Annotated in this window: 37 protein-coding genes; 1 reads left to right on the top strand and 36 read right to left on the bottom strand. The window is 67.7% G+C overall.

Translation table 11 applies throughout. The features are described 5' to 3' along the window. Positions 1 to 39: 39 nt before the first annotated feature. Positions 40 to 1,233, bottom strand: a complete 1,194-nt coding sequence (locus C3486_RS07860) for a glycosyltransferase 87 family protein (protein ID WP_103831849.1) — start codon at positions 1,231 to 1,233, stop codon at positions 40 to 42. A 23-nt stretch (positions 1,234 to 1,256) separates the two neighbouring features. Next, complete coding sequence (locus C3486_RS07855) at positions 1,257 to 2,876, bottom strand: ABC-F family ATP-binding cassette domain-containing protein (protein WP_103831848.1); 1,620 nt, start codon at positions 2,874 to 2,876, stop codon at positions 1,257 to 1,259. A gap of 111 nt (positions 2,877 to 2,987) precedes the next feature. Here C3486_RS07855 and C3486_RS07850 point away from each other — a divergent pair, with 111 nt between their 5' ends. After that, positions 2,988 to 3,827: a hypothetical protein gene (locus C3486_RS07850; RefSeq protein WP_181138472.1), complete on the top strand. Its 840-nt coding sequence runs from the start codon at positions 2,988 to 2,990 to the stop codon at positions 3,825 to 3,827. A 50-nt stretch (positions 3,828 to 3,877) separates the two neighbouring features. Here the strand turns inward: C3486_RS07850 and truA are convergent, their stop codons facing one another. The 34 genes from truA to C3486_RS07675 all read right to left on the bottom strand — a co-directional run bounded on the left by truA (position 3,878) and on the right by C3486_RS07675 (position 24,963). Next, positions 3,878 to 4,729, bottom strand: a complete 852-nt coding sequence (gene truA / locus C3486_RS07845) for a tRNA pseudouridine(38-40) synthase TruA (RefSeq protein WP_103831846.1) — start codon at positions 4,727 to 4,729, stop codon at positions 3,878 to 3,880. Between the two features lie 72 nt (positions 4,730 to 4,801). Beyond that, positions 4,802 to 5,296: a 50S ribosomal protein L17 gene (rplQ, locus tag C3486_RS07840; RefSeq protein WP_030619897.1), complete on the bottom strand. Its 495-nt coding sequence runs from the start codon at positions 5,294 to 5,296 to the stop codon at positions 4,802 to 4,804. 232 nt (positions 5,297 to 5,528) lie between these two features. Beyond that, complete coding sequence (locus tag C3486_RS07835) at positions 5,529 to 6,551, bottom strand: DNA-directed RNA polymerase subunit alpha (RefSeq protein ID WP_003956430.1); 1,023 nt, start codon at positions 6,549 to 6,551, stop codon at positions 5,529 to 5,531. Between the two features lie 151 nt (positions 6,552 to 6,702). Continuing rightward, positions 6,703 to 7,329 carry a 30S ribosomal protein S4 gene (gene rpsD, locus C3486_RS07830; protein ID WP_103831845.1) on the bottom strand — a complete coding sequence of 209 codons (627 nt, stop codon included), beginning with the start codon at positions 7,327 to 7,329 and terminating at the stop codon, positions 6,703 to 6,705. Between the two features lie 27 nt (positions 7,330 to 7,356). Further along, the gene (rpsK, locus tag C3486_RS07825) at positions 7,357 to 7,761 is read right to left on the bottom strand and encodes a 30S ribosomal protein S11 (protein WP_004571845.1); all 405 of its coding nucleotides are present in this window, start codon (positions 7,759 to 7,761) and stop codon (positions 7,357 to 7,359) included. Between the two features lie 100 nt (positions 7,762 to 7,861). Beyond that, positions 7,862 to 8,242 (bottom strand): 30S ribosomal protein S13, encoded by a 381-nt coding sequence (rpsM, locus tag C3486_RS07820; RefSeq protein ID WP_030262856.1) that lies wholly within the window; start codon positions 8,240 to 8,242, stop codon positions 7,862 to 7,864. 201 nt (positions 8,243 to 8,443) lie between these two features. Next, positions 8,444 to 8,557, bottom strand: a complete 114-nt coding sequence (gene rpmJ, locus C3486_RS07815) for a 50S ribosomal protein L36 (protein ID WP_003956441.1) — start codon at positions 8,555 to 8,557, stop codon at positions 8,444 to 8,446. 59 nt (positions 8,558 to 8,616) lie between these two features. Continuing rightward, complete coding sequence (gene infA, locus C3486_RS07810; RefSeq protein WP_030262853.1) at positions 8,617 to 8,838, bottom strand: translation initiation factor IF-1; 222 nt, start codon at positions 8,836 to 8,838, stop codon at positions 8,617 to 8,619. A gap of 238 nt (positions 8,839 to 9,076) precedes the next feature. Next, a complete protein-coding gene (map, locus tag C3486_RS07805; protein WP_103831844.1) occupies positions 9,077 to 9,913 on the bottom strand; it encodes a type I methionyl aminopeptidase in 837 nt (278 codons plus the stop codon). Between the two features lie 142 nt (positions 9,914 to 10,055). Further along, positions 10,056 to 10,712: an adenylate kinase gene (locus C3486_RS07800; protein ID WP_103831843.1), complete on the bottom strand. Its 657-nt coding sequence runs from the start codon at positions 10,710 to 10,712 to the stop codon at positions 10,056 to 10,058. Then, positions 10,712 to 12,025, bottom strand: a complete 1,314-nt coding sequence (gene secY, locus C3486_RS07795; RefSeq protein ID WP_103831842.1) for a preprotein translocase subunit SecY — start codon at positions 12,023 to 12,025, stop codon at positions 10,712 to 10,714. The genes C3486_RS07800 and secY overlap by 1 nt, the downstream gene beginning before the upstream one ends. A 283-nt stretch (positions 12,026 to 12,308) precedes the next feature. Beyond that, positions 12,309 to 12,764 carry a 50S ribosomal protein L15 gene (gene rplO, locus C3486_RS07790; protein WP_052864759.1) on the bottom strand — a complete coding sequence of 152 codons (456 nt, stop codon included), beginning with the start codon at positions 12,762 to 12,764 and terminating at the stop codon, positions 12,309 to 12,311. A 1-nt stretch (position 12,765) separates the two neighbouring features. Further along, positions 12,766 to 12,948, bottom strand: a complete 183-nt coding sequence (rpmD, locus tag C3486_RS07785; protein ID WP_031050958.1) for a 50S ribosomal protein L30 — start codon at positions 12,946 to 12,948, stop codon at positions 12,766 to 12,768. After that, entirely contained in the window at positions 12,945 to 13,550 is a 606-nt protein-coding gene (gene rpsE, locus C3486_RS07780; RefSeq protein ID WP_052864760.1) for a 30S ribosomal protein S5, read from the bottom strand. Before rpsE ends, rpmD begins: the two co-directional genes overlap by 4 nt. Positions 13,551 to 13,596: 46 nt before the next feature. Beyond that, the gene (rplR, locus tag C3486_RS07775; RefSeq protein ID WP_103831841.1) at positions 13,597 to 13,980 is read right to left on the bottom strand and encodes a 50S ribosomal protein L18; all 384 of its coding nucleotides are present in this window, start codon (positions 13,978 to 13,980) and stop codon (positions 13,597 to 13,599) included. Positions 13,981 to 13,983: 3 nt separating this feature from the next. Continuing rightward, a complete protein-coding gene (rplF, locus tag C3486_RS07770; protein ID WP_103831840.1) occupies positions 13,984 to 14,523 on the bottom strand; it encodes a 50S ribosomal protein L6 in 540 nt (179 codons plus the stop codon). 22 nt (positions 14,524 to 14,545) lie between these two features. Beyond that, entirely contained in the window at positions 14,546 to 14,944 is a 399-nt protein-coding gene (rpsH, locus tag C3486_RS07765; RefSeq protein ID WP_030262826.1) for a 30S ribosomal protein S8, read from the bottom strand. A gap of 240 nt (positions 14,945 to 15,184) precedes the next feature. Continuing rightward, complete coding sequence (locus C3486_RS07755; RefSeq protein WP_003956452.1) at positions 15,185 to 15,370, bottom strand: type Z 30S ribosomal protein S14; 186 nt, start codon at positions 15,368 to 15,370, stop codon at positions 15,185 to 15,187. 5 nt (positions 15,371 to 15,375) lie between these two features. After that, the gene (gene rplE / locus C3486_RS07750; protein ID WP_030262823.1) at positions 15,376 to 15,936 is read right to left on the bottom strand and encodes a 50S ribosomal protein L5; all 561 of its coding nucleotides are present in this window, start codon (positions 15,934 to 15,936) and stop codon (positions 15,376 to 15,378) included. Then, positions 15,936 to 16,259 carry a 50S ribosomal protein L24 gene (gene rplX / locus C3486_RS07745; RefSeq protein ID WP_030413017.1) on the bottom strand — a complete coding sequence of 108 codons (324 nt, stop codon included), beginning with the start codon at positions 16,257 to 16,259 and terminating at the stop codon, positions 15,936 to 15,938. The genes rplE and rplX overlap by 1 nt, the downstream gene beginning before the upstream one ends. Before the next feature lie 3 nt (positions 16,260 to 16,262). Continuing rightward, positions 16,263 to 16,631: a 50S ribosomal protein L14 gene (rplN, locus tag C3486_RS07740; RefSeq protein WP_003974257.1), complete on the bottom strand. Its 369-nt coding sequence runs from the start codon at positions 16,629 to 16,631 to the stop codon at positions 16,263 to 16,265. 130 nt (positions 16,632 to 16,761) lie between these two features. Continuing rightward, positions 16,762 to 17,046 carry a 30S ribosomal protein S17 gene (rpsQ, locus tag C3486_RS07735; protein ID WP_030619920.1) on the bottom strand — a complete coding sequence of 95 codons (285 nt, stop codon included), beginning with the start codon at positions 17,044 to 17,046 and terminating at the stop codon, positions 16,762 to 16,764. Next, positions 17,046 to 17,270 (bottom strand): 50S ribosomal protein L29, encoded by a 225-nt coding sequence (rpmC, locus tag C3486_RS07730; RefSeq protein ID WP_004950453.1) that lies wholly within the window; start codon positions 17,268 to 17,270, stop codon positions 17,046 to 17,048. The genes rpsQ and rpmC overlap by 1 nt, the downstream gene beginning before the upstream one ends. Next, the gene (gene rplP, locus C3486_RS07725) at positions 17,270 to 17,689 is read right to left on the bottom strand and encodes a 50S ribosomal protein L16 (protein ID WP_103831839.1); all 420 of its coding nucleotides are present in this window, start codon (positions 17,687 to 17,689) and stop codon (positions 17,270 to 17,272) included. The genes rpmC and rplP overlap by 1 nt, the downstream gene beginning before the upstream one ends. 3 nt (positions 17,690 to 17,692) lie before the next feature. Further along, positions 17,693 to 18,520: a 30S ribosomal protein S3 gene (gene rpsC, locus C3486_RS07720; protein WP_103831838.1), complete on the bottom strand. Its 828-nt coding sequence runs from the start codon at positions 18,518 to 18,520 to the stop codon at positions 17,693 to 17,695. Then, complete coding sequence (gene rplV / locus C3486_RS07715; RefSeq protein WP_103831837.1) at positions 18,520 to 18,867, bottom strand: 50S ribosomal protein L22; 348 nt, start codon at positions 18,865 to 18,867, stop codon at positions 18,520 to 18,522. The genes rpsC and rplV overlap by 1 nt, the downstream gene beginning before the upstream one ends. A gap of 44 nt (positions 18,868 to 18,911) precedes the next feature. Beyond that, positions 18,912 to 19,193 (bottom strand): 30S ribosomal protein S19, encoded by a 282-nt coding sequence (gene rpsS / locus C3486_RS07710; protein WP_030619927.1) that lies wholly within the window; start codon positions 19,191 to 19,193, stop codon positions 18,912 to 18,914. A gap of 12 nt (positions 19,194 to 19,205) precedes the next feature. Further along, positions 19,206 to 20,042, bottom strand: a complete 837-nt coding sequence (rplB, locus tag C3486_RS07705) for a 50S ribosomal protein L2 (RefSeq protein WP_030619929.1) — start codon at positions 20,040 to 20,042, stop codon at positions 19,206 to 19,208. A 40-nt stretch (positions 20,043 to 20,082) separates the two neighbouring features. After that, on the bottom strand, positions 20,083 to 20,406 hold the full coding sequence (gene rplW, locus C3486_RS07700) for a 50S ribosomal protein L23 (RefSeq protein ID WP_103831836.1): 324 nt from the start codon (positions 20,404 to 20,406) through the stop codon (positions 20,083 to 20,085). Next, positions 20,406 to 21,056: a 50S ribosomal protein L4 gene (gene rplD, locus C3486_RS07695; protein ID WP_103831835.1), complete on the bottom strand. Its 651-nt coding sequence runs from the start codon at positions 21,054 to 21,056 to the stop codon at positions 20,406 to 20,408. Before rplD ends, rplW begins: the two co-directional genes overlap by 1 nt. Positions 21,057 to 21,064: 8 nt before the next feature. Further along, positions 21,065 to 21,709, bottom strand: a complete 645-nt coding sequence (gene rplC / locus C3486_RS07690; protein ID WP_103831834.1) for a 50S ribosomal protein L3 — start codon at positions 21,707 to 21,709, stop codon at positions 21,065 to 21,067. Between the two features lie 16 nt (positions 21,710 to 21,725). Next, on the bottom strand, positions 21,726 to 22,034 hold the full coding sequence (rpsJ, locus tag C3486_RS07685; RefSeq protein ID WP_003948644.1) for a 30S ribosomal protein S10: 309 nt from the start codon (positions 22,032 to 22,034) through the stop codon (positions 21,726 to 21,728). A 548-nt stretch (positions 22,035 to 22,582) separates the two neighbouring features. Further along, complete coding sequence (locus tag C3486_RS07680; RefSeq protein ID WP_146074972.1) at positions 22,583 to 23,155, bottom strand: hypothetical protein; 573 nt, start codon at positions 23,153 to 23,155, stop codon at positions 22,583 to 22,585. Then, positions 23,152 to 24,963: an alpha/beta hydrolase gene (locus C3486_RS07675; protein WP_103831832.1), complete on the bottom strand. Its 1,812-nt coding sequence runs from the start codon at positions 24,961 to 24,963 to the stop codon at positions 23,152 to 23,154. Before C3486_RS07675 ends, C3486_RS07680 begins: the two co-directional genes overlap by 4 nt. Positions 24,964 to 24,966 lie beyond the last annotated feature (3 nt).

The raw sequence follows: 24,966 nt of genomic DNA, 5'->3' as shown, positions 1-24,966 counted from the left end.
ATAACGAACTGGCAGAATACCGGGCCTCCCCCAGGCGGGTCAAAACGCCCCCGGCGCAGGTGACCGGTCCCCGGCCGCGGCGGACGAGCGGCGCAGGCAGGCGCAGCCGACCACCGCCGCCAGCGTCCACAGCATCACCGCGTCCTTGAAGGCCCGCCGCCGCACGTCCTCCAGGTACGGCCAGTCCAGCCCGGCGACCTGCGGCACGAGAGCGGCCCAGAACCACACCGTACGGGGCACCGAGCCGGGCACGACGACGGAGGCCAGCAGCGGCCCGAGCACGACCAGCAGGTAGTGGTCGAAGGACGGCCGGGACACCAGGAAGGCCGCGAGCAGCAGCATCGCCGCGGTCTCCACCAGGCGCAGCGGCCCGTCGTCGGCGCGCCGCCAGCGCAGGTACGCGCAGGCCACGCCGGTGGCGGCCGCCACCGCCGCCAGCCCGAAGGCGAGGACAGGGGGTACCCCGAGCCGGGCCAGCACCGCCCCCAGCGACGCGTCGTACGGCCGGGCGAAGGCGTCCTGGCCGCGGAGCAGGAACGGCAGGGTACGGGTGAGGAACATGCCGGGCCGCGGCATGAGCAGGGCCGCCGCAAGCGACCCGGCCAGCGGCACGGCGACCGCGACGGCCAGCGCCGCCCACCGGCGGGCGAAGACGAACAGCAGCAGCACCGGCAGCAGCATCGGCTTGACCGCCAGCGCGCAGCCGAGCACCGCGCCCGCCGCCACCCAGCGCGCGCTGCGGGCCAGCAGCAGCGCGAGCGGCAGCGCCACGACCGAGGCCAGCGTCCAGTTGCCCAGCGTGACGAGGTTGCGGAAGGGCTGGAAGAACGGCAGCGCGGCCACCGCCAGCGCCGCGAGCCGGCTGCCGGCCCGGATGCCGAAGATCCGCAGGCTGAGGTACCAGCCCAGCAGCACGAGGCCGACCCCGGCGGCCGGCACCAGCCAGGGCAGCCAGCGCGCGGGCAGCAGCGCCTCGGGCACCGCGGCGAGCACCGCGCCCGGCAGGTAGAGGAACCGCTTGTCGGCGTAGGGGGCGCCGCCGTCCAGCAGCGCCCTGGCCGCCTGCACCGCGAAGGCGTTGTCCATGCCGAGGTGGCCGCCGCGCCGCACGGTCGCCCAGACCACCACGGCCATCAGCCCGCAGGCGACGGCCCGCAGCGGCCAGGGGGCGGGCCGCAGCAGCCACGCCACCCGGAGTGACCGCACCTTTTGCCCCGCTGTGTCCGCTGCCATGCGGTCACCCTAGGAGCCCGCGGTCACCGCGCCCGCTCGACCCTCCGCTCGTCCCACACCGGCTCCGCCGTTTCCCGTACCCGGCCGTCCGAGCCGAAGACCAGGTACCGGTCGAAGGAGCGCGCGAACCAGCGGTCGTGCGTCACCGCCAGCACCGTCCCCTCATACGCCTCCAGCCCCTCCTGCAGCGCCTCCGCGCTCTCCAGGTCGAGGTTGTCCGTCGGCTCGTCCAGCAGCAGCGCCGTACTGCCCGCCAGCTCCAGCAGCAGGATCTGGAAGCGGGCCTGCTGGCCGCCGGAGAGCCGGTCGAAGGGCTGCTCGGCCTGGCGCTCCAGCTCGTACCGGCGCAGCGCGCTCATCGCCTTGCCGCGGTCCTTGGCGTGCTCGGTCCAGAGGATGTCGAGAAGGGTCCGGCCCTGCAGCTCCGGATGCGCGTGGGTCTGCGCGAAGTGGCCGGGGACGACGCGGGCGCCCAGCTTCCAGGTGCCGGTGTGCGCCACGTCGTCACCGGCGAGGAGCCGCAGGAAGTGCGACTTGCCCGAGCCGTTCGAGCCGAGGACCGCGACCCGCTCGCCGTAGAAGACCTCCAGCGAGAAGGGCTTCATGAGCCCGGTGAGCTCCAGGTTCTCGCAGGTCACGGCCCGGACGCCGGTACGGCCGCCGTGCAGCCGCATCGTGATGTCCTGCTCCCGCGGCGGCTCCGGCGGCGGCCCCGCCTCCTCGAACTTGCGCAGCCTGGTCTGGGCCGCGTGGTACCGCGAGGCCATCTCGTGGCTGTTCTCCGCGGCCTGCCGGAGGTTCCGCACCAGCTTCTTCAGCTGCTCGTGCTTCTCGTCCCAGCGCCGCCGCAGCTCCTCGAAGCGCGCGAACCGCTCCTTGCGCGCCTGGTGGTACGTGCCGAAGCCGCCGCCGTGCACCCACACGTCCGAGCCGGCCGGGCCCGGTTCCACGCTGACGATCTTCTCGGCGGAGCGGGCCAGCAGCTCCCGGTCGTGGCTGACGAACAGCACCGTCTTCTTGGTCTCGCGCAGCCGCTCCTCCAGCCAGCGCTTGCCGGGCACGTCCAGGTAGTTGTCCGGCTCGTCCAGCAGCAGCACCTCGTCCGGGCCGCGCAGCAGCGACTCCAGCACCAGCCGCTTCTGCTCACCGCCGGAGAGGGTGCGCACCTGCCGCCACTGCGCCTTCTCGTACGGGACGCCCAGCGCGGCCATGGTGCACATGTCCCAGACCGTCTCGGCCTCGTACCCGCGCGCCTCCGCCCAGTCGCTGAGCGCCTGCGCGTACGCCATCTGCGCGGCCTCGTCGTCGACCGTCATCACCGCGTACTCGGCGTCGTCCACGGCCTTCGCTGCGGTCCGCAGCCGCTGCGGGGCCACCGAGACCAGCAGGTCGCGCACGGTCCGCTCGTCCCGCACCGAGCCCACGAACTGCGGCATCACGCCCAGCCCGCCGCTGACCGTCACCGCGCCCCCGTGCGGCTTCAGCTCCCCAGCGATCAGCTTCAGCAGGGTGGTCTTGCCCGCGCCGTTCGCGCCGACCAGCGCGACCGTGGCGCCTTCCCCCACCCGGAAGGACACGTCGCCCAGCAGCACCCGCCCGTCCGGCAGGTAGTACTCCAGATGTCCGGCCTCCACATGTCCCATACGGGGAATTCTCGGCCGCGAGCACCGTGCGGAACAAACGGGTTTCCGCGGGCACCGCACGGCCCGGCGGCCGAAGTCCTTCTGTGACCTGTGCGCATTAGGATGCGCGCCATGAGCTTTGGGGAAGGGGGGCCGTTCGGCCCCGGGGGATCCGGTCCGTCGTCCACTCCGGACTGGGCGGCTCTGGCGGAACAGAGCGAGGCGCGGGGCAGGCGCAGGCGCTGGCTCCTGATCGGCGGCGGCGCGCTGGCCACCCTCGCGGTGGCCGGCATCGTCGCCACCGCCGTGATCACCAGCGACGGCGGCGGCAAGCCCTCCTCGCTCCCCTCGCCGCAGAAGCTGCCCGACGAGCCGGACGACCCCAAGCCCACCTTCTCCGACGTCTCGGTCCCGCCGCCGCCGGACCCGATGGACTACATCACCGACGCCAAGAAGGACACCGCGCCGCTCACCGCCGCCTCGCTCTTCCCCGACAAGCGGCTGACGGCCGGCGAGCGGGTCTACCCCAAGGCCACCACCAGCGCCACGGGAAGCTGCGCGAGCGTCGCCCAGGGCGGCCTCGGCCCGGTCCTGACCAAGCACGGCTGCGAGAAGCTGCTGCGCGCCACGTTCTCCCGGGACGGGGTGGCGGTGACCGTCGGCGTCGCCCGCTTCGACACCAAGGCGGCGGCCGCCGCGGTGAAGGACGAGTACAAGCCCAACCTGGCGGCCCTGTCCGGCGGCAAGGTCGCGCCGTTCTGCCAGGCCACCGCCTGCCGGACCTCGGTCAACGCGACCGGCCGGTACGCGTACTTCACGATCGCCGGCTACCTCAACGGCAAGCCCGTCACCACCAGCGAGAGCAAGGCCCTGCAGGCCAGCCGGGACGGCGCCGCTTACGCCTGGGGCCGGATCATGCAGCGCGGCCGCGACCAGGCCGACGCGGCGGCCAAGAAGCAGCTCAAGGACTGAGGCCGGCGGCGGGCGGGGCGCACGGCCCCGCCCCCGCGGCCCGGCCCGGCTCAGCAGCAGCCGGCGCCCGGCAGGGTCCGCTTGTTCCGCGCTTCCTTGTTGCGCGCCGCCAGCAGCTCGTCGGCCGGATAGCCGACCTCCTCCAGGGTCAGCCCGTGCGGCCGTACGACGTGCACCGCCGAGTCCCGCACCCCGGCCGCCAGCACCTTGCCCGGCCAGTCCACGGGCCGGTGCCCGTCCCCGACGAACAGCAGCGCGCCCACCAGCGAGCGCACCATGTTGTGGCAGAACGCGTCGGCGCGCACCGTCGCGGTGATGATCCCGTCGGCGCCCCGCTCCCAGCTCAGCTCCTGGAGCGTGCGGATGGTCGTCGCGCCCTCCCGCCGCTTGCAGTACGCGGCGAAGTCGTGCTCGCCCAGCAGCGGCTGCGACGCCTCGTTCATCGCCGCCACGTCCAGGTCCCAGTCGTGCCACAGCACGTGCCCGCGCAGCAGCGGGTCGACGCCGCCGGGGTGGTCGGTGACCCGGTACGCGTACCGGCGCCAGATCGCCGAGAAGCGCGCGTTGAACCCGGCGGGCGCCTCGCTCACGCGCCAGATCCGTACGTCCTTGGGGAGCCGCCCGGCCAGCCGCCGGCGCAGCTTGTCGCCGTGCTCGGCCCACAGCTCCTGCGGGAGGTCCACGTGGGCCACCTGGCCGCGCGCGTGCACGCCCGCGTCCGTCCGCCCCGCGACCGTCAGCTCGTACGTCTCGGAAGCGCGCATCACCGTGCGCAGGGCGTCCTCGATCTCCCCCTGGACCGTCCGCCGCTCCCGCTGCTTGGCCCAGCCGGAGAAGTCCTTCCCGTCGTAGGAGAGGTCCAGCCGCACCCGGACGTACCCGGGCTCCACTTCATCGCTCACGCGCTCATCCTCTCAAGCGGAACGGGCCCGCTCCCCGAGGGGAGCGGGCCCGTCCGACGGCCTTGATCAGGCTCAGGCGTCCTTGGACTCCTCGGCCGGGGCCTCGGCGGCCTCGTCCTTGGTGTCCTCCGCCTTGGCGGCCTCGTCGGCCTCCTTCACCGCGCGCTTCGTCGCGGCCTCGGCCTCGGCAACGGTGGCCTTCTTGGCGATCTCGCCCTCGACCAGCTCGATGACCGCCATCGGGGCGTTGTCGCCACGACGGTTGCCGATCTTGGTGATGCGGGTGTAGCCACCCGGACGCTCCGCGAAGCGCGGGGCGATCTCGGTGAAGAGCGTGTGGACGACGCTCTTGTCCCGGATGGTCTGGAGCACCAGACGGCGGTTGTGAAGGTCGCCCTTCTTCGCCTTGGTGACCAGCTTCTCCGCGACCGGGCGCAGGCGGCGGGCCTTGGCCTCGGTCGTGGTGATGCGGCCGTGCTCGAAGAGCGCGGTCGCGAGGTTCGCCAGCATCAGACGCTCGTGCGAAGCGCTGCCGCCCAGACGGGCTCCCTTGGCGGGACGCGGCATGGTGTTTCTCCTTCTGTCTGCACCGGCCGTGTCAGGTACCGGTGTCAGTTACCGACGAGCGGTCGCCCGCCGGAAGTCTTCGGCCGCCGGGGCGGGCTCGATTCAGGTCAGCCAAATCAAGCCCGTCCTGGGGGCACCTCCCAGCGGTAGCTGGGGGAGATTGAGGACAAAGCCTCGGCCCCGACGGCGGGGCGGCCGACCGCGTGGTCGGCAACCACCGCCGTACGGCGGCTCAGTACTGCTCGGTCTCCACGAAACCCGCGTCCGCGTCGTCGTCGGCGCCGAAGGCGTCAGCCGCGGCGGTCGGGTCGAAGCCGGGGGGCGAGTCCTTCAGGGCCAGGCCCATGCCGGCCAGCTTCGCCTTGACCTCGTCGATCGACTTCGCACCGAAGTTGCGGATGTCGAGCAGGTCGGCCTCGGAGCGGGCGACGAGCTCACCCACGGAGTGGATGCCCTCGCGCTTGAGGCAGTTGTAGGAGCGGACCGTGAGCTCCAGCTCCTCGATCGGCAGCGCCAGGTCGGCGGCCAGGGCGGCGTCCGTGGGGGACGGGCCCATGTCGATGCCCTCGGCGTCGATGTTGAGCTCGCGCGCCAGACCGAACAGCTCGACCAGGGTCTTGCCGGCCGACGCCATGGCGTCGCGCGGGCGCATGGCCTGCTTGGTCTCGACGTCGACGATCAGCTTGTCGAAGTCGGTGCGCTGCTCGACTCGGGTCGCCTCGACCTTGTAGGTGACCTTGAGCACGGGGCTGTAGATGGAGTCGACCGGGATACGGCCGATCTCCTGGCCCACCTGCTTGTTCTGCACCGCGGAGACGTAGCCGCGACCGCGCTCGACGGTCAGCTCCATCTCCAGCTTGCCCTTGCCGTTCAGGGTGGCGAGGACCAGGTCGGGGTTGTGCACCTCGACACCGGCCGGCGGGGCGATGTCCGCGGCGGTGACCAGGCCCGGGCCCTGCTTGCGCAGGTACATCACGACCGGCTCGTCGTGCTCCGAGGAGACGACCAGCTGCTTGATGTTGAGGATGAGGTCGGTGACGTCCTCCTTGACGCCCGGCACGGTGGTGAACTCGTGCAGGACACCGTCGATGCGGATGGACGTGACCGCCGCACCCGGGATCGAGGAGAGGAGCGTACGACGCAGGGAGTTGCCGAGGGTGTAGCCGAAGCCCGGCTCCAGCGGCTCGATGACGAACCGGGAGCGGTACTCGTCGACGACCTCTTCGGTCAACGAGGGACGCTGAGCGATCAGCATGTGTTCGTTCCTTCAGTTTGGGGCGCCCGCTATTTGACGCCCGCGGTACTGACAAGGGTACGGGCCGCACGACCACGATTCCCAGGAATCGCACGTCGTACGGCCCACAGCACCCTGGGCCGGGCCACGAGGGCCCGGCCGCGGCGAGCTCTTACTTGGAGTAGAGCTCGACGATCAGCTGCTCCTGCACCTGGGTGTCGATCACCTGGCGCTCGGGCAGCGAGTGCACGAGGATCCGCAGCTTCGAGGGGATCGCCTCCAGCCACGCCGGGACGGTCTTCTCGCCGGCCTCGGCCTGCGCCACCTGGAAGGGGGTCAGGTTCCGAGAGCCCTCGCGGACCTCGATGATGTCGTTCACGGCGACGCGGGCCGACGGGATGTCGGTCTTGCGGCCGTTCACGTTGATGTGGCCGTGACGGACCAGCTGACGGGCGTGGTCGCGGGACTTCGCGAAGCCCGCGCGGTAGACCACGTTGTCCAGACGGGTCTCAAGGATGCGCAGAAGGTTCTCACCGGTCTTGCCGGTCTTCTGGTTCGCCTCCTTGTAGTACCCGAGGAACTGCTTCTCCAGGACACCGTAGATACGGCTGCACTTCTGCTTCTCACGCAGCTGCAGCAGGTACTCGCTGTCCTTGGTGCGCCCGCGACCGTGCTCACCCGGGGGGTAAGGACGGATCTCGATCGGGCACTTTGCGCTCTCGCACTTGCTCCCCTTGAGGAAGAGCTTCTGCTTCTCCCGACGGCAACGCTTGCAGTCGGCCCCGGTGTAACGCGCCATTGTCTAGTTGTCTCCTACTTCAGCTGGTCAGACGCGGCGGCGCTTGGGCGGGCGGCAGCCGTTGTGCGGGGTCGGGGTGACGTCCTGGATCGAGCCGACCTCGAGGCCGGTGGCCTGGAGGGAGCGGATCGCGGTCTCACGGCCGGAGCCGGGACCCTTGACGAAGACGTCGACCTTGCGCATGCCGTGCTCCTGCGCGCGACGCGCGGCCGACTCGGCGGCCATCTGCGCGGCGAACGGGGTGGACTTGCGCGAACCCTTGAAGCCCACGTGACCGGCCGAAGCCCAGGAAATCACGTTGCCGGTGGGGTCGGTGATCGAAACGATCGTGTTGTTGAACGTGCTCTTGATGTGAGCGTGCCCGTGGGCGACGTTCTTCTTCTCCTTGCGGCGCACCTTCTTGGCGCCGGCCGTACGGCCCTTCGGAGGCATGAATTACTCCCGTGGAGGTGGTCGGTCCTACAGCGAAGACCGCTAACTGCTGCGAGCTCGCGGAGTCGCCCCCGCTCGTCCGCAGTGCGTCCGCTGAGGACTACTTCTTGCCCGGCTTCTTCTTGCCGGCGATCGCGCGACGCGGGCCCTTGCGGGTACGGGCGTTCGTGCTGGTGCGCTGGCCGTGGACAGGCAGGCCACGACGGTGGCGCAGGCCCTGGTAGCAGCCGATCTCGACCTTGCGGCGGATGTCGGCCTGGATCTCGCGACGGAGGTCACCCTCGGTCTGGAGGTTGGCGTCCACGTACTCGCGGATCTTGACCAGGTCCTCTTCGGGAAGGTCACGAACGCGGGTGTTGGGGTCGACACCGGCAGCGGCGAGGGTCTGCTTCGCCAGCGTGCGGCCGATGCCGAAGACGTAGGTGAGGGCGACCTCCACACGCTTTTCGCGCGGGATGTCAACACCTGAAACGCGTGCCATCGAATGGCTCCTGTGTTGAGTCGGGGGTCTTCCACAGAACCGCTCCGTGACCGCCGACCGCCCCTGGTGGAACGGTGGTACGGCCAGGTCCCCGGCCCCCGCCGGAGGTGTCGTCAGCCGTTGCCGGCCGGACGGGCTCTGCGTATGTACATGTTGCTCGCGTCGCGCGAAGAACTGCGGAAGTGCAGGTGGCGGCGTGCGTCAGCCCTGGCGCTGCTTGTGGCGCAGGTTGTCGCAGATGACCATGACCCGGCCGTGGCGGCGGATCACCTTGCACTTGTCGCAGATCTTCTTGACGCTCGGCTTGACCTTCATGGGGTGAGGTTCTCCGGGTCAGTGCCGTACGCCCCACGGGAGCGGGGCAGCGGCAAGATCTACTTGTAGCGGTAGACGATCCGCCCACGCGTCAGGTCGTACGGGGAAAGCTCCACGACGACCCTGTCATCCGGGAGGATACGGATGTAGTGCATCCGCATCTTTCCGCTGATGTGCGCGAGGACCTGGTGACCGTTCTGAAGCTCCACCTTGAACATCGCGTTCGGCAGGGACTCGATCACGGTGCCCTCGATCTCGATGGCACCTTGCTTCTTGGCCACGCTTCGCCCTTCGAATCGGCTACCTTGATCAACTCTCGTCATGATGACCCGAAACCGGCGTCCGGGGACGCAGGCATGCGGATGCACGAGAGCCGACGCGTCAGTCTACGTCAGTGCACACGAAAAGACGAATCCACGATTATTGCCCAGCCGCGGAGATCGTTACGCCCGGGGAGCGGGACCGGTCTCGATACCGGTGTCCTCTCCCGACGCCGGCCTCCGGCCCGCGGCACCCGGCTCACGCCAGGGGGTCGGGCGCGGTCTCGATGCCGTACTCGGCCAGCTTGGCCTTGCCGCCGTCCGGAGCCGTCAGGACCAGCGGTCCCTGCTCGGTCAGGGCCACCGAGTGCTCCCAGTGCGAGGACCAGCCGCCGTCGTTCGACTTCACGGTCCAGTCGTCCTCGAGGACGTGGGTCTTCGCCGTGCCCAGGTTGACCATCGGCTCGATGGCGATGCAGAAACCGGGGACCAGCTTGGGGCCGCGGCCGCGCTTGCGGTCGACGTAGTTCAGCAGGTGCGGGTCCATGTGCATCTGCGATCCGATGCCGTGGCCGCCGTAGTCCTCGACGATGCCGTACTTGCCGGACGAGGGGCGCGGCTGGCGCTTGATGTAGCCCTCGATGGCCTTGGAGATGTCGACCAGCCGGTTGCCCTTGCGGACCGCGGCGATGCCGGCCCACATGGACTCCTCGGTCACCCGGCTCAGCTCGATCAGCTCCGCAGAGTGACCGGAACCGACGAAGGCCGTGTACGCGGCGTCACCGTGCCAGCCGTCGACGATCGCGCCGCAGTCGATGGAGATGATGTCGCCATCCTGGAGCACGGTGTCGGCGGACGGGATGCCGTGCACGACCACGTCGTTCACCGAGGTGCAGATCGTCGCGGGGAAGCCGCCGTACCCGAGGAAGTTCGACTTCGCGCCGTGCTCGGCGAGCACCTTGCGCGCCGCGTCGTCCAGGTCCTTCGTGGTGGCTCCGGGCACCGCGACCTCGCGGGTGGCGGCGTGGATCGCGGCGACGACCAGCCCCGCCTCGCGCATCTTCGCGATCTGCTCCGGGGTCTTGATCTCCAGCATTGCGCTGACGCCTTCCTGAACCGACGACTCGAACGTTTCTTCAACCTTCAGCGGCCGCGAGGGCCGCGAAAGTCACCCGTACACGATACGGCCGCGGCACCCCTGCTGGGGACCGCGGCCGTATCGGACGGTGCACGTGCGCTTACGCGGCCTCGCGCTGCAGCGCCTCCATAGCGCGCTGGGTGACCTCCTGGACCTGGCCCATGGCCGAGATCGTGGTCACCAGGCCCTGCGCCCGGTAGTAGTCGATGATCGGCTCGGTCTGCGTGTGGTAGACCTCGAGCCGGTTGCGGACGGTGTCCTCGCGGTCGTCGTCGCGCTGGTACAGCTCCCCGCCGCAGATGTCGCAGACACCCTCCTGCTTCGGCGGGTTGTAGGTCACGTGGAAGACGTGACCGGAGTTCTTCCGGCAGATGCGGCGGCCGGCGATGCGCTTGACCACCTCGTCCTCGGGGACCTCCAGGTCCAGCACCGCGTCCAGCTTCACGCTGTCGTCCTTGAGCGCCTCGTCCAGCGCCTCGGCCTGCGAGACGTTGCGCGGGAAGCCGTCCAGGAGGAAGCCGCGCTCGGCGTCCGGCTGGTTCATCCGGTCGCGGGCCATCCCGATCGTGACCTCGTCCGGCACCAGGTTGCCCGCGTCCATGTAGGCCTTGGCCTGCTTGCCGAGCTCGGTGCCCTGGCTGATGTTGGCGCGGAACAGGTCGCCCGTGGAGATGTGCGGGATTGCGAGGTTCTCGGCGAGGTACGCAGCCTGCGTACCCTTGCCTGCCCCGGGGGGACCGACGAGGACGATTCGCATCAGCGGAGGAACCCTTCGTAGTTACGCTGCTGAAGCTGGCTCTCGATCTGCTTCACGGTCTCCAGACCCACACCCACGATGATCAGGATGCTCGTCCCGCCGAACGGGAAGTTCTGGTTCGCGTTGAAGAGCACCAACGCCACTGTTGGCACCAGCGCGATCAGACCCAGGTACAGCGAGCCCGGCCACGTGATCCGGTTGAGCACGTAGCTGAGGTACTCGGCCGTCGGGCGACCAGCCCGGATACCCGGGATGAAGCCACCATACTTCTTCATGTTGTCGGCAACTTCTTCGGGGTTGAAGGAGATGGCGACGTAGAAGAAGGCGAAAAAGACGATCAGCAGGAAGTACGTAACGATGTAAACCGGGCCATCTCCGCGCTGGAAATGTGTCTGAAGCCACGTGGCCCAGCCCGCCTTGGAGCCGCTGAACTGGGCGATCAGCGCGGGGATGTAGAGCAGCGACGACGCGAAAATGACAGGAATCACACCTGCCTGGTTCACCTTCAGCGGGATGTAGGTGGACGTACCGCCGTAGGAGCGACGGCCGATCATCCGCTTGGCGTACTGCACGGGGATACGGCGCTGGGCCTGCTCCACGAAGACCACCAGCGCGATCATCGCGAGCCCGATGGCGATGACGGAACCGAATTCGATCCAGCCGTCGGCGAGCTTGCCGGACACCTTGATCTGCCACAGCGCGGCCGGGAAGCCGGAGGCGATCGAGATGAACATCAGGATCGACATGCCGTTGCCGATGCCGCGGTCGGTGATGAGCTCACCGAGCCACATGACGACGCCGGTGCCGGCGGTCATGCAGATGACCATCGTGATGGTCGTGAAGATCGCGGGGTCCGGAATGATCTCGTTGCGCAGGGTGCAGGTGCTGAACAGCGCGCCGCTGCGGGCGGTGGCCACCAGGCCGGTGCCCTGCAGGATCGCGAGCGCCACGGTGAGGTACCGGGTGTACTGCGTGATCTTCGCCTGCCCGGACTGCCCCTCCTTCTTCAGGGCCTCCAGCCGTGGGATCACCACGGTGAGCAGCTGAAGGATGATGCTTGCCGTGATGTACGGCATGATCCCCAGCGCGAAGAGTGTGATCTTGAGCAGCGCACCGCCGCTGAACATGTTCACCAGGCCGAAAAGCCCACTACCGGAGCCGGCCTGCTTCATGCAGGCTTCGACGTTGGAGTAGTTCACTCCCGGAACCGGTACGTGCGCCCCGAGCCGATAGACCAGCACGATGCCCAGCGTGAACAGCAGCTTCTTGCGCAGGTCGGGCGTCTTGAACGCTCGGGCGAACGCGGTGAGCACGGTGCCTCCTGCGCCTCCCGCCTCATGGGCGGAAGGTGACGGTCTTGAGGATCTACGAATACTGAGCGGCCGAAAACCGCGCGGCCCCCGGCCACGCGGCGTATTCTCCGCGGTCCGTCGCATCAGTCCCCTGACGCGCCGGTCCCCGGCGAAAGTACAGCAATAGTGCACGCCACCTTACCGGCGACCATGCCCCCCTTGGAACGACCAACCGGGGATGCCCCAATTCGTGGGCATCCCCGGTCAGTTGATTCACTCGCCCGTGGGCGGCGTCAGAGCGGCGTCAGAGCAGCTCGGTGACGCTGCCGCCGGCAGCGGCGATCTTCTCCTTGGCGGAGCCGGAGACGGCGTCGACCGTCACCTGCAGCGCCACGGAGATCTCGCCCTGGCCCAGGACCTTGACGAGCTCGTTGTTGCGCACCGCGCCCTTGGCGACCAGGTCGGCCACCGTGACCTCGCCACCCTCGGGGTACAGCGCGGCCAGCTTCTCCAGGTTCACGACCTGGAACTGCTTGTGGGCGGGGTTCTTGAAGCCCTTCAGCTTCGGGAGACGCATGTGGAGGGGCATCTGCCCACCCTCGAAGCGCTCCGGAACCTGGTAACGGGCCTTGGTGCCCTTGGTACCACGACCAGCGGTCTTACCCTTGGACGCCTCACCACGACCGACACGGGTCTTGGCGGTCTTGGCGCCCGGGGCAGGACGGAGGTTGTGGACCTTCAGCGGGTTGTTCTCCGCCATGTCAGTCGACCTCCTCGACCGTCACGAGGTGACGCACGGTGTGCACCATGCCGACGACCTCGGGACGGGCCTCGCGCACGACGCTGTCGTTCAGCCGCTTGAGGCCGAGCGAACGCAGCGTGTCACGGTGGTTCTGCTTGCTGCCGATGTAGGACTTCGTCTGAGTGATCTTGATGCGCATCACGCGTTCACCCCGGCACGCGCCCGCAGCAGAGCGGCGGGAGCAACGTCCTCCAGCGGCAGACCACGACGGGCGGCGATCTCCTCGGGCCGCTTGAGACCCTGGAGCGCCTCCACCGTGGCGTGCACGATGTTGATCGGGTTCGACGAACCGAGCGACTTGCTCAGCACGTCGTGGATGCCGGCGCACTCGAGCACGGCACGCACCGGGCCACCGGCGATCACACCGGTACCGGGGGAAGCAGGCTTGAGCAGGACGACGCCCGCGGCCTTCTCGCCCTGGATCGGGTGCGGGATGGTGCCGGCGATACGGGGGACCTTGAAGAAGTGCTTCTTGGCCTCCTCAACGCCCTTGGCGATGGCGGCCGGCACCTCCTTGGCCTTGCCGTAACCGACACCCACGGTGCCGTCACCGTCGCCCACCACGACCAGCGCGGTGAAGCTGAAGCGACGACCACCCTTCACAACCTTGGCGACACGGTTGATGGCGACAACACGCTCGACGTAAGCGGTCTTCTCGGCAGCTGCGCCGCCGTCCCGCCGGTCCTTACGGTCCCGCCGCTCGCCGCCACCGGCGCCGCCACCGCGGCGCTGGGGTCCAGCCATTGGAATTACCTCTCTCTGTTACGTCCGCTAGCTACGGAACCAGGGCTCAGAACTTCAGCCCGGCTTCGCGGGCGGCGTCGGCCAGAGCGGCAATCCGCCCTGCGTACTGCTTGCCACCACGGTCGAACACGACGGCCTCGACACCGGCAGCCTTGGCACGCTCGGCAACCAGGGCGCCGACCTTCTTCGCCTGGGCGCTCTTGTCGCCCTCGCCACCACGGATCGACGCGTCCAGGGTCGACGCAGAGGCCAGGGTGTGGCCCTTGATGTCGTCGATGACCTGTGCGGTGATGCCGCGGTTGGACCGCGTCACGACCAGACGAGGACGCTCCGGGGTACCCGAAATCCGCTTACGGATGCGGATGTGGCGACGCTTAGCGGCGGCGCGCTTGTAGGCGTCACCCTTAGCGATCTTCACACCGTATGCCATGGCTTACTTACCAGCCTTTCCGACCTTGCGGCGGATGACCTCGCCGGCGTACTTGACGCCCTTGGCCTTGTACGGGTCGGGCTTGCGCAGCTTGCGGATGTTCGCGGCGACCTCGCCGACCTTCTGCTTGTCGATGCCCTCGACGCTGAGCTTGGTCGGGGACTCGACCTTGAACGAGATGCCCTCGGGCGCCTCGATCAGGATCGGGTGGCTGTAGCCCAGCGAGAACTCCAGGTTGGAGCCCTTCGCCTGGACGCGGTAACCCACACCGCTGATCTCGAGCGCCTTGCTGTAGCCCTGGGTCACGCCGGTGATCATGTTCGCCACCAGCGTGCGGGACAGGCCGTGCAGGGCCTTGTTCTGACGCTCGTCGTTCGGGCGGGTGACGCTGATGGCGCCGTCCTCACCCTTGGCGACCTCGATGGGCGCGGCGACGGTGTGCGAAAGGGAACCCTTGGGGCCCTTCACGGAGACCGTACGGCCATCGATGGTGACGTCCACACCAGCGGGAACCTGGATGGGCAGCTTGCCAATGCGCGACATTAGCTATTCCTCCGTTCCCTGGTTACCAGACGTAGGCGAGAACTTCTCCGCCTACACCCTTCTTGCTGGCCTGCTGACCGGTCAGGAGACCGTGGGACGTGGAGATGATCGCCACGCCCAGGCCGCCGAGGACCTTCGGCAGGTTGGTGGACTTTGCGTAGACCCGCAGGCCCGGCTTCGAAATCCGCTTGATGCCGGCGATCGAGCGCTCGCGGTTCGGGCCGAACTTCAGCTCGAGGACGAGGTTCTTGCCGACCTCGGCGTCCTCGACCTTCCAGCCGGTGATGTAACCCTCCTGCTGGAGGATTTCCGCGATGTGCGACTTGATCTTGCTGTGCGGCATCGACACGGTGTCGTGGTATGCCGAGTTCGCGTTACGCAGACGGGTCAGCATGTCTGCGATGGGGTCAGTCATGGTCATGAATTGGCCTTCGGCCTCTCTCGCCGGGGTTTCCTATATGCGCCATCCCTCTCCCCACTCCTTGGCGGGACGGGTGCGGCACGGGGACCTACGGCGTAGTAAGCGACTTTGAGCGGGCACGGTGGCCCGCGGTCGGTCTCGGGCGGCGGGCGCCCAACCCTTCCACTCTAGGTGATAGGGGTGGGGCGCCACGCCACTCGAATGCTTACCGAGAGCCTCCGGTAACCACCAAGTAGGTGATTACCAGGAGCTCTTGGTCACGCCCGGCAGCTCGCCACGGTGAGCCATCTCACGGAGGCACACGCGGCAGAGGCCGAACTTGCGGTAGACGGAGTGCGGACGACCGCAGCGCTGGCAGCGGGTGTACGCGCGCACGCCGAACTTGGGCTTGCGAGCAGCCTTCGCGATGAGAGCCTTCTTCGCCATCTCGCTCACGCCTCCTTGAACGGGAAGCCGAGGTGACGGAGGAGGGCGCGGCCCTCGTCGTCGTTGGTCGCCGTGGTGACCACGGTGATGTCCATACCCCGGGTACGGTCGATCTTGTCCTGGTCGATCTCGTGGAACATGACCTGCTCCGTGAGACCGAAGGTGTAGTTGCCCCGGCCGTCGAACTGCTTCGGCGACAGACCGCGGAAGTCGCGGATGCGCGGCAGCGCCAGCGACAGCAGGCGGTCCAGGAACTCCCACATGCGGTCACCGCGGAGGGTGACGTGGGCACCGATCGGCTGGCCCTCACGCAGCTTGAACTGCGCGATGGACTTACGGGCCTTGGTCACGGCCGGCTTCTGGCCGGTGATCGTGGTGAGGTCGCGGATGGCGCCCTCGATCAGCTTGGAGTCGCGGGCGGCGTCGCCCACACCCATGTTGACCACGATCTTGGTCAGGCCGGGGATCTGCATGACGTTCTCGTACGAGAACTCGTCCTTCAGCTTCCCGGCGATCTCTTCGCGGTAGCGCTGCTTGAGGCGCGGTGCGTTGGTGGTGGCAGTCATCAGATGTCCTCACCGGTCCGCTTGGCAACGCGGATCTTGTTGCCCTCGTCGTCGAAGCGGTACCCGACGCGGGTGACGACCTTCTGGCCGTCCTTCTCCACGACCAGCTGAACGTTGCTGACGTGGATGGGGGCCTCGGTGGTCACGATGCCGCCGGTCTTCGAACCACGAGCGGTCTGGCCGGCCTTGGTGTGCTTCTTGACCCGGTTGACACCCTCGACCAGGACGCGGTCCTCGCGGGGGAAGGCCTGGATGACCTTGCCCTGCTTGCCCTTGTCCTTACCGGTGATGACCTGGACCAGGTCGCCCTTCTTGATCTTCATCGGTTACAGCACCTCCGGCGCGAGCGAGATGATCTTCATGAACTTCTTCTCGCGCAGCTCACGGCCCACGGGGCCGAAGATGCGGGTGCCGCGGGGGTCGCCATCGTTCTTGAGGATGACGGCCGCGTTCTCGTCGAAGCGGATGTACGAACCGTCGGGACGGCGGCGCTCCTTCACGGTGCGCACGATGACCGCCTTGACGACGTCACCCTTCTTCACGTTGCCACCGGGGATCGCATCCTTCACGGTGGCGACGATGACGTCACCGATGCCCGCGTAGCGTCGGCCCGAGCCACCGAGAACACGGATGGTGAGGATTTCCTTCGCACCCGTGTTGTCGGCGACGCGAAGCCGAGACTCCTGCTGGATCACGTCTATCTCCTGATCGTCTGCCGGTTCCCCGCAGGGGCTGCTGGGCAGCCCCTGCGGAGCCTGGCGGAACTATTCCGAGGGAATCCCCCTCGGGGGGATGTGCTTGCCTTCGTAAATCCCCGTAAGGGAATTACTTGGCCTTCTCGAGGATCTCGACGACGCGCCAGCGCTTCGTCGCGGACTGCGGCCGGGTCTCCATGAGGAGGACGCGGTCGCCGACACCCGCGGCGTTCTGCTCGTCGTGCGCCTTGAGCTTGTTGGTACGACGGATGACCTTGCCGTACAGCGCGTGCTTGACGCGGTCCTCGACGGCGACGACGACGGTCTTGTCCATCTTGTCGCTGACGACCAGACCCTCACGGGTCTTGCGGAAGCCGCGCTCCTGCTTCTTCTCAGTCACATTCGTCTCGCTCATCAGGCGCTCTCCACCGTCTCGATGCCGAGCTCGCGCTCGCGCATCAGGGTGTAGATCCGGGCGATGTCCTTGCGGACGGCCTTCAGCCGGCCGTGGTTTTCGAGCTGTCCGGTCGCCGCCTGGAAGCGGAGGTTGAACAGCTCCTCCTTGGCCTCACGAAGCTTGGCAACGAGGTCCTCGTTGTTCAGCTCGCGCAGCTCGGTCGCCTTGGTACCGGCCGCCATCACGACTCACCTGCCTCGCGCCGCACGATGCGGCACTTCATCGGAAGCTTGTGGGCGGCGCGGGTCAGCGCCTCCTTGGCAACCTTTTCGTTCGGGAAGGACAGCTCGAACATCACCCGGCCGGGCTTGACGTTCGCGACCCACCACTCCGGAGAACCCTTACCGGAACCCATGCGGGTCTCGGCCGGCTTCTTCGTCAGCGGACGGTCGGGGTAGATGTTGATCCACACCTTGCCGCCACGCTTGATGTGACGGGTCATGGCGATACGAGCGGACTCGATCTGCCGGTTCGTCACGTAGGCCCCGGTCAGAGCCTGGATACCGTACTCACCGAAAGCGAGCTCGGTACCACCCTTGGCCAGGCCGTGGCGCTTGGGGTGGTGCTGCTTGCGGTGCTTGACCCTGCGAGGGATCAGCATGGGTCAGCTCTCCTTTCCGGCAGCGCTGGGCTCAGCGGCGGCACCGGCCGGAGCCTCGGCCTTGGCGGCCTCGGCAGCGGGAGCCTGCTGCTGCGGCTTGCGGCCGCGGCCACCGCGCTCGCCACCGCGACGCGGGCGGTCGTTGCCACCGCGGGCCGGGCGGTTACCCGCACGGGCAGCGGCGTTCTCGGCGCGAACCTCGGCGATGTTCTTGACGTCGCCCTTGTAGATCCAGACCTTCACGCCGATGCGGCCGAAGGTCGTACGGGCCTCGAAGAAGCCGTAGTCGACGTTCGCACGGAGCGTGTGCAGGGGCACGCGGCCCTCGCGGTAGAACTCCGAGCGGGACATCTCGGCGCCGCCGAGACGGCCACCGCACTGGATCTTGATGCCCTTGGCGCCGGCCTTCATCGTCGACTGCATGCTCTTGCGCATGGCACGACGGAAGGAGACGCGCGAGGAGAGCTGCTCCGCGACGGCCTGCGCGACCAGCTGGGCATCGGTCTCGGGGTTCTTGACCTCGAGGATGTTCAGCTGGACCTGCTTGCCGGTGAGCTTCTCCAGCTCACCGCGGATGCGGTCGGCCTCGGCGCCGCGGCGGCCGATGACGATGCCGGGGCGAGCGGTGTGGATGTCAACGCGGACGCGCTCACGGGTGCGCTCGATCTCCACCTTGGAGATACCAGCGCGCTCCATGCCCTTCGTCATCATGCGACGAATGGCGACGTCTTCCTTGACGTAGTCCTTGTAGAGCTTGTCGGCGTACCAGCGGGACTTGAAGTCGGTGGTGACGCCGAGCCGGAACCCGTGCGGGTTTACCTTCTGGCCCATTACCGGGTTCCTTCCTTGCTGCTGACGACCACGGTGATGTGGCTGGTCCGCTTGCGGATCCGGTAGGCACGGCCCTGGGCGCGCGGACGGAACCGCTTCAGGGTCGGGCCCTCGTCGACGTACGCCTCGCTGATGTACAGCGACGAGGCGTCCGTGTGGTCGTAGTTGTGCGCGGCGTTGGCAATGGCGCTGTCCAGCACCTTGCCCACCGGCACGCTCGCGGCCTGCGGGGCGAAACGCAGGACCGCCTGAGCCTCCGTGGCATCCATGCCACGGACAAGGTCCACCACGCGGCGGGCCTTCATGGGCGTGACGCGCACGTAGCGCGCCTGGGCCCTGGCTTCCATGGTTGTCCCTTCGGTGTCAGTCATTGGTCTTCGCTCTCCGCAGATCAGCGACGACGCGACTTGCGGTCGTCCTTCTCATGGCCGCGGAAGGTGCGGGTCGGCGCAAACTCGCCGAGCTTGTGGCCGACCATCGACTCGGTGACGAACACCGGGACGTGGGTCTTGCCGTTGTGCACCGCCAGCGTGTGGCCGAGCATGGCCGGCACGATCATGGAGCGACGGGACCAGGTCTTGATGACGTTCTTGGTGCCGGCTTCGTTCTGTGCGTCCACCTTCTTGATCAGGTGGTCGTCGACGAAGGGCCCCTTCTTGAGACTGCGCGGCATCTAAACCCGCTCCTAGCGCTTCTTGTTCGTCTTGCGGCGGCGGACGATGTACTTGTTCGAAGCCTTCTTCGGCGAACGCGTACGACCCTCCTTCTGACCCCACGGCGAGACCGGGTGGCGACCACCGGAGGTCTTGCCCTCACCACCACCGTGCGGGTGGTCGACGGGGTTCATCACGACACCACGCACGGTCGGGCGGACGCCCTTCCAGCGCATACGGCCGGCCTTGCCCCAGTTGATGTTCGACTGCTCGGCGTTGCCGACCTCGCCGATGGTGGCGCGGCAGCGGACGTCGACCAGGCGGATCTCACCGGACGGCATACGAAGGTGGGCCATGGTGCCCTCCTTCGCCAGCAGCTGCACGGAGGCACCCGCGGAGCGGGCGAACTTCGCGCCGCCGCCGGGCCGCAGCTCGATGGCGTGGATCGTCGTACCCACCGGGATGTTGCGCAGCGCCAGGTTGTTGCCCGGCTTGATGTCCGCGCCCGGGCCGTTCTCGACCCGGTCACCCTGCGACAGACCGCGGGGGGCGATGATGTAGCGCTTCTCGCCGTCCGCGTAGTGCAGGAGCGCGATGCGCGCGGTGCGGTTGGGGTCGTACTCGATGTGCGCGACCTTGGCCGGCACGCCGTCCTTGTCGTGACGACGGAAGTCGATCACGCGGTAGGCGCGCTTGTGGCCACCACCCTGGTGGCGAACGGTCACACGACCGGCGTTGTTACGGCCGCCCTTGCTGTGCAGCGGGCGAACCAGCGACTTCTCCGGCGTGGACCGCGTGATCTCGACAAAGTCGGCGACGCTGGAGCCACGACGGCCCGGGGTCGTCGGCTTGTACTTGCGGATACCCATTTCTCAGTCCTCGTCCGATTCCGGACGATCCAGACCGCCGTTAGGCGGTCGGACCGCCGAAGATGTCGATACGGTCGCCCTCGGCGAGGGTCACGATGGCGCGCTTGGTGTCAGCGCGCTTGCCGAAACCGGTGCGGGTGCGCTTGCGCTTGCCCTGCCGGTTGATCGTGTTCACCCCGGTGACCTTGACCGAGAAGACCGCCTCGACGGCCTGCTTGATCTGGGTCTTGTTGGCACGCGGGTCGACGATGAACGTGTACTTGTTCTCGTCCAGCAGCGCGTAGCTCTTCTCGGACACGACGGGCTTCACGAGCACGTCACGGGGGTCCGTGAAGGTCTTGCTGGTAACGGTCGCCTCAGCCATCAGGCGTCGCTCCCTTCGGTCTCAACGGCCTTGGGGCCAGACACGAAGGACTCGAAGGCGGCCTTGGTGAAGACCACGTCGTCGGAGACGAGCACGTCGTACGTGTTCAGCTGGCCCGGCTCCAGGATGTGGACCTGGGGCAGGTTGCGGGCGGACAGCCACGCGGCCTCGTCGGAACGCTCGGCGACCAGGAGCACGTTCTTGCGCTCCGAGATCTTGCCGAACAGCGTCTTGGCGGCCTTGGTGGAGATCGCGCCGTCGACCACGCCGGAAACGACGTGGACGCGGTCGTGGCGGGCCCGGTCCGAGAGGGCACCGCGCAGGGCGGCGGCCTTCATCTTCTTCGGGGTCCGCTGCGCGTAGTCACGCGGCACGGGGCCGTGGACGGTGCCACCGCCGGCGAACTGCGGCGCACGGGTCGAACCCTGGCGCGCGCGGCCGGTGCCCTTCTGGCGGTACGGCTTCTTGCCACCGCCGCGGACCTCACCACGGGTCTTGGTCTTGTGCGTGCCCTGACGGGCAGCGGCCAGCTGCGCGACGACGACCTGGTGGATCAGCGGAACGCTGACCTTCGCGTCGAAGATCTCCGCGGGGAGCTCGACGGTACCGGCCTTGTCGCCTGCCGGCGAAAGGATGTCAATGGTGCTCATCGGTTACCTCAGGCCCCCTTGGCCGCGGTACGGACCAGGACGAGGCCGCCGTTCGGACCAGGAACTGCGCCCTTGATGAGCAGCAGACCCTTCTCCGCGTCAACGGCGTGGACGGTCAGGTTCTGGGTGGTGACCCGCTCATTGCCCATACGGCCGGCCATCCGCATGCCCTTGAACACGCGGCCCGGGGTGGCGCAGCCACCGATGGAGCCCGGCTTCCGGTGGATGCGGTGCGCACCGTGCGAAGCCTTGCCACCGGCGAAGCCGTGGCGCTTCATGACACCGGCGGTGCCCTTGCCCTTGGTCTTGCCGGTCACGTCGACCTTGATGCCGGCGTCGAAGACGTCGGCGCTCAGCTCCTGGCCGAGGGTGTACTCGCCGGCGTCGGCGGTACGGACCTCGACGAGGTGGCGGCGGGGGGTGACGTCGGCCTTGGCGAAGTGGCCCTTGAGGGGCTTGTTCACCTTGCGCGGGTCGATCTCGCCGAAGGCGATCTGGACGGAGTCGTAACCGTCCTGGTCTGCGGTGCGCACCTGGGTGACGACACAGGGACCGGCCTTGACCACGGTGACCGGGACGACGCGGTTGTTCTCGTCCCAGACCTGGGTCATGCCGAGCTTCTCGCCCAGGAGGCCCTTGATCTGCTTAGCCATTCTCAGATCACCCGCCTCAGAGCTTGATCTCGATGTCGACACCGGCCGGAAGGTCGAGTCGCATCAGGGAGTCAACGGTCTTCGGCGTCGGGTCGAGAATGTCGATCAGGCGCTTGTGCGTGCGCATCTCGAAGTGCTCGCGCGAGTCCTTGTACTTGTGCGGCGACTTGATGACGCAGTACACGTTCTTTTCAGTGGGCAGCGGCACCGGGCCCGCGACCGACGCACCAGTGCGGGTCACCGTCTCGACGATCTTCTTCGCCGAGCTGTCGATGACCTCGTGGTCGTAGGCCTTGAGCCGGATGCGGATCTTCTGTCCCGCCATGGCTACTTCGTAGTCCTGTCTCTCGTAACGCTCTGGGACCCGGTGCGCTTGCGTCTTTCGGAGACACGCGCCCACGGCTCACATCCTGACTCCCCGCCGACCCACGCGGTCGGGCGTGTCGCTTCCCTTCCCGCACATCTCCGCAGGGGAGATCCTTCGAGAAGGAGGACGTGGGGTCGTGGACACCCACCGGGTGCCTGGCTGAGGCACCCCGCTGACGCTTCCCGGAAGATTCCCGTACTTCCACCCCTGACAAGGGATGACGAATACCTGGGACTCGCTTCCGGTCCTCCCGGCGGGAGGCGCGCAGCATCGGCACTCAACCGAGCAACTTGGCTAGTGTGCCATATGGGGCACAGGGCTGGCCAATCAAAGGGGAGAGAGTACCCCACGCCACACCGCCTGAACCCTCGGGCCCGCCGTTCACCCTCCACATCGCCACGGCGCCGGACGCCGGCTCACTCATGCCGGGTCATCGGCCCCGCACATAGAGTCACCGACCGGCGGCCGCCGTCCATGGCCCGCAGACCCGTGGAGCGGCAGGCCGCCTAGTACTCCTCGTGGAGGTTGACGCCGTCGGGAGCACGGAGGCAACCGGAAACGACGTTGACCAGGATGGCGGGGTTCTCCTCCTTCTTTCCGGACTCCCCCGTGACCCATAGATCGGCATTGACCGCGAACGGCTCGCTCTTCGAATCGGCGGTCATCCCGAGAGTCTTGGCCGCGTTTTTGGATCGACCGTACTGGACAACCTTCCAGCCATTTTCGGGAAGACTGCTCCTGAGCCTCTCAAAGCCTTCCTTCAGCTGCTCCTCGGAAACCCCGTACACGGACCAGGTGTGCCGCACCTTGTAGAGGTGATCGGGATCCTCATCGCAAAGGGAAACCCGAGGGCCGGGCCGAGTCACCTTGCCGCCCATCACACCGATCATGTCGTAGACCTGGCTGGAGATACTCTTGGCCTTGCCACGGGCCTCAGAAACGCCGAGCTTAGTGGGTGTGTATCCGAGGTCATCCACAGTATTGGAGCATCCTGTTGTCGCGAGCGGCAGGGTAATGACGGCTGCGATGACACCGATAACACTGCCTCGGTGCCGGGTACGGCCGTTGATGCGGATCACCAGCCTTCCTCCACCTTGTCGTACTGTCCAACGACGACCGTGGCCTGATTCTTGAGGCTCGTAGAACCACGGTCCCAATATCCGCTGTGCCCTTCGGTGTCCACCCTCATACGGTGGGCCCCGAACGCCCTGTCCGATGGCACGTTCTGCTCGTGCCCGGAATAAGGGGGCATGTCGTGTGCACGATCGATCGGCTGCTGCCCTCCGAGCCCGGCCATCTTCCCGCCGGCTGGCACGTTGTCGTTGCCGGCCGCCTCGGACCACACGTGGTCCCTGCCGACGTCGAGATCATCCGCTTCGGGCACGAGCATGCCGGGGCTACCCGCCACCACGATGTCATCGGCGGCCATGTCGCCCTGCTCGGACGCCGCGCCAACGACAGTGGACCCGTAACTGTGCCCGATGACGGTGATGTGACTCGCACCAGGGCCACCTTGTACGGTCTGCAGGCCGTAGAGGAAGTGATTCAGCTTCGGGGCCCCTTCGTGGGCCCAATGCCTCTCCATGGCCTCCGGGACGACGCTCTGCGGCGCGTCATATCCGATCCAGGTGACCGTGGAAACGTTCTCCCCTCCCGGCATACCCGAGGCTTCGCCCCACAAGTCGGTCATCCTCCTGATATCCCCCTCCGCCCCTGCCAGCTTCGATTCCGTACCCGGAACATAGACAGCGGTGTGTTCCGCGGAGTCCGGGTTCCCAGTGGCGACAATGGCGTGACCGTTGCCTTTTGTATCAAAACCAAGGAGATAAGCCTCGGGCAGCCCTTCGACACCTGTTTTGTCGAATCGCTGCTGAATGGCTTCCATGCCGCGGAGCGGTCCTTCAATCTCCTCTCTCTGCTCGTTCCACTTCTTCCACGCCAAAGTCTCTTCCCTCGTCACAGAGGCCAGAAGCCCGGTACGGGACTGGTAACGCGGCGGCTCCGGGTTCTTCGCGAGCCAGGCATTGACCTTCTCCTGTTCGGCCCCGTGTGCTTCTGAGAGCACCGTCCGGTTCGCCTGGTCACGTACAGTCGCGGGAAGCCCGTCCATGGCGCCGACCGAAGCCGGGTGAACAGCGATGTAGTCGGCCCGTTCTTCGTCGGAGAGCCCCTTCCACCACTCCGCATTCTCCTTCGGAGTGCCGTGCTCGGGAGGGTGCTTGATCGAGTCCAGGTAGTCCTGAGCGCCCTTGAGGACGCCGCGGTTGTCCTGCTTCACGTCGACCCAGTCGCGACCGGAGACAGTCAGGTCGTCGTCCGCTCTCAGGGCCTGCAGCTTCGGCGACCACTTCTCGTCGGCTTCCGTGGCCTCCTCGAGGGCAGCAGCGATGCGGTCGGCGTACTCCTGCGCGCGGCGGTAGTGCGGGTTGGGGTCGAAATTGGCGGCCTGCCGGTTGACGCTCTGGGCCGTCGGGTCCGTCACCCCCTTCGCCGTGCCGCCCTTGGGGTACTCGCCGTCGACCTTCTTCTCGCCCGCCGGGTAGGTGACGGAGCCGTCCTTCCCCACCGAGAAACCCTCGGCCTCCGCGTCCGCGATGGCCGCGTCGAGCTTCTTCTTGGCGGCCTCCATGTCGAACGAGAAGCCGTTCAGCGCCGTACTGACCAGGCCGCACTCGGCATGGACGTAGTGGAAGTTCTCCGACAACGCGCGCAGCTGCCTGAGGGCCGCGTCAGCGGCCACCCCTTCGACCGCCTCCCGCAGACCTGCGGCGACCTGCTTGTCGATGTGCTCCTTGGCGGCAGAGGCCATACGTGCCAGCGCGCGGTACCCGTCCGCTGCGTCCCCGTACTCCGAGGGCTTGAGGGCCTTGAGCGTCGAGTAGTCCATGGC

The organism is Streptomyces sp. Ru73, assembly GCF_002920575.1.
Taxonomy (GTDB): domain Bacteria; phylum Actinomycetota; class Actinomycetes; order Streptomycetales; family Streptomycetaceae; genus Streptomyces.
Note: the sequence above shows the minus strand (reverse complement) of the source record. Positions and strands in the feature narration are given on the sequence as shown.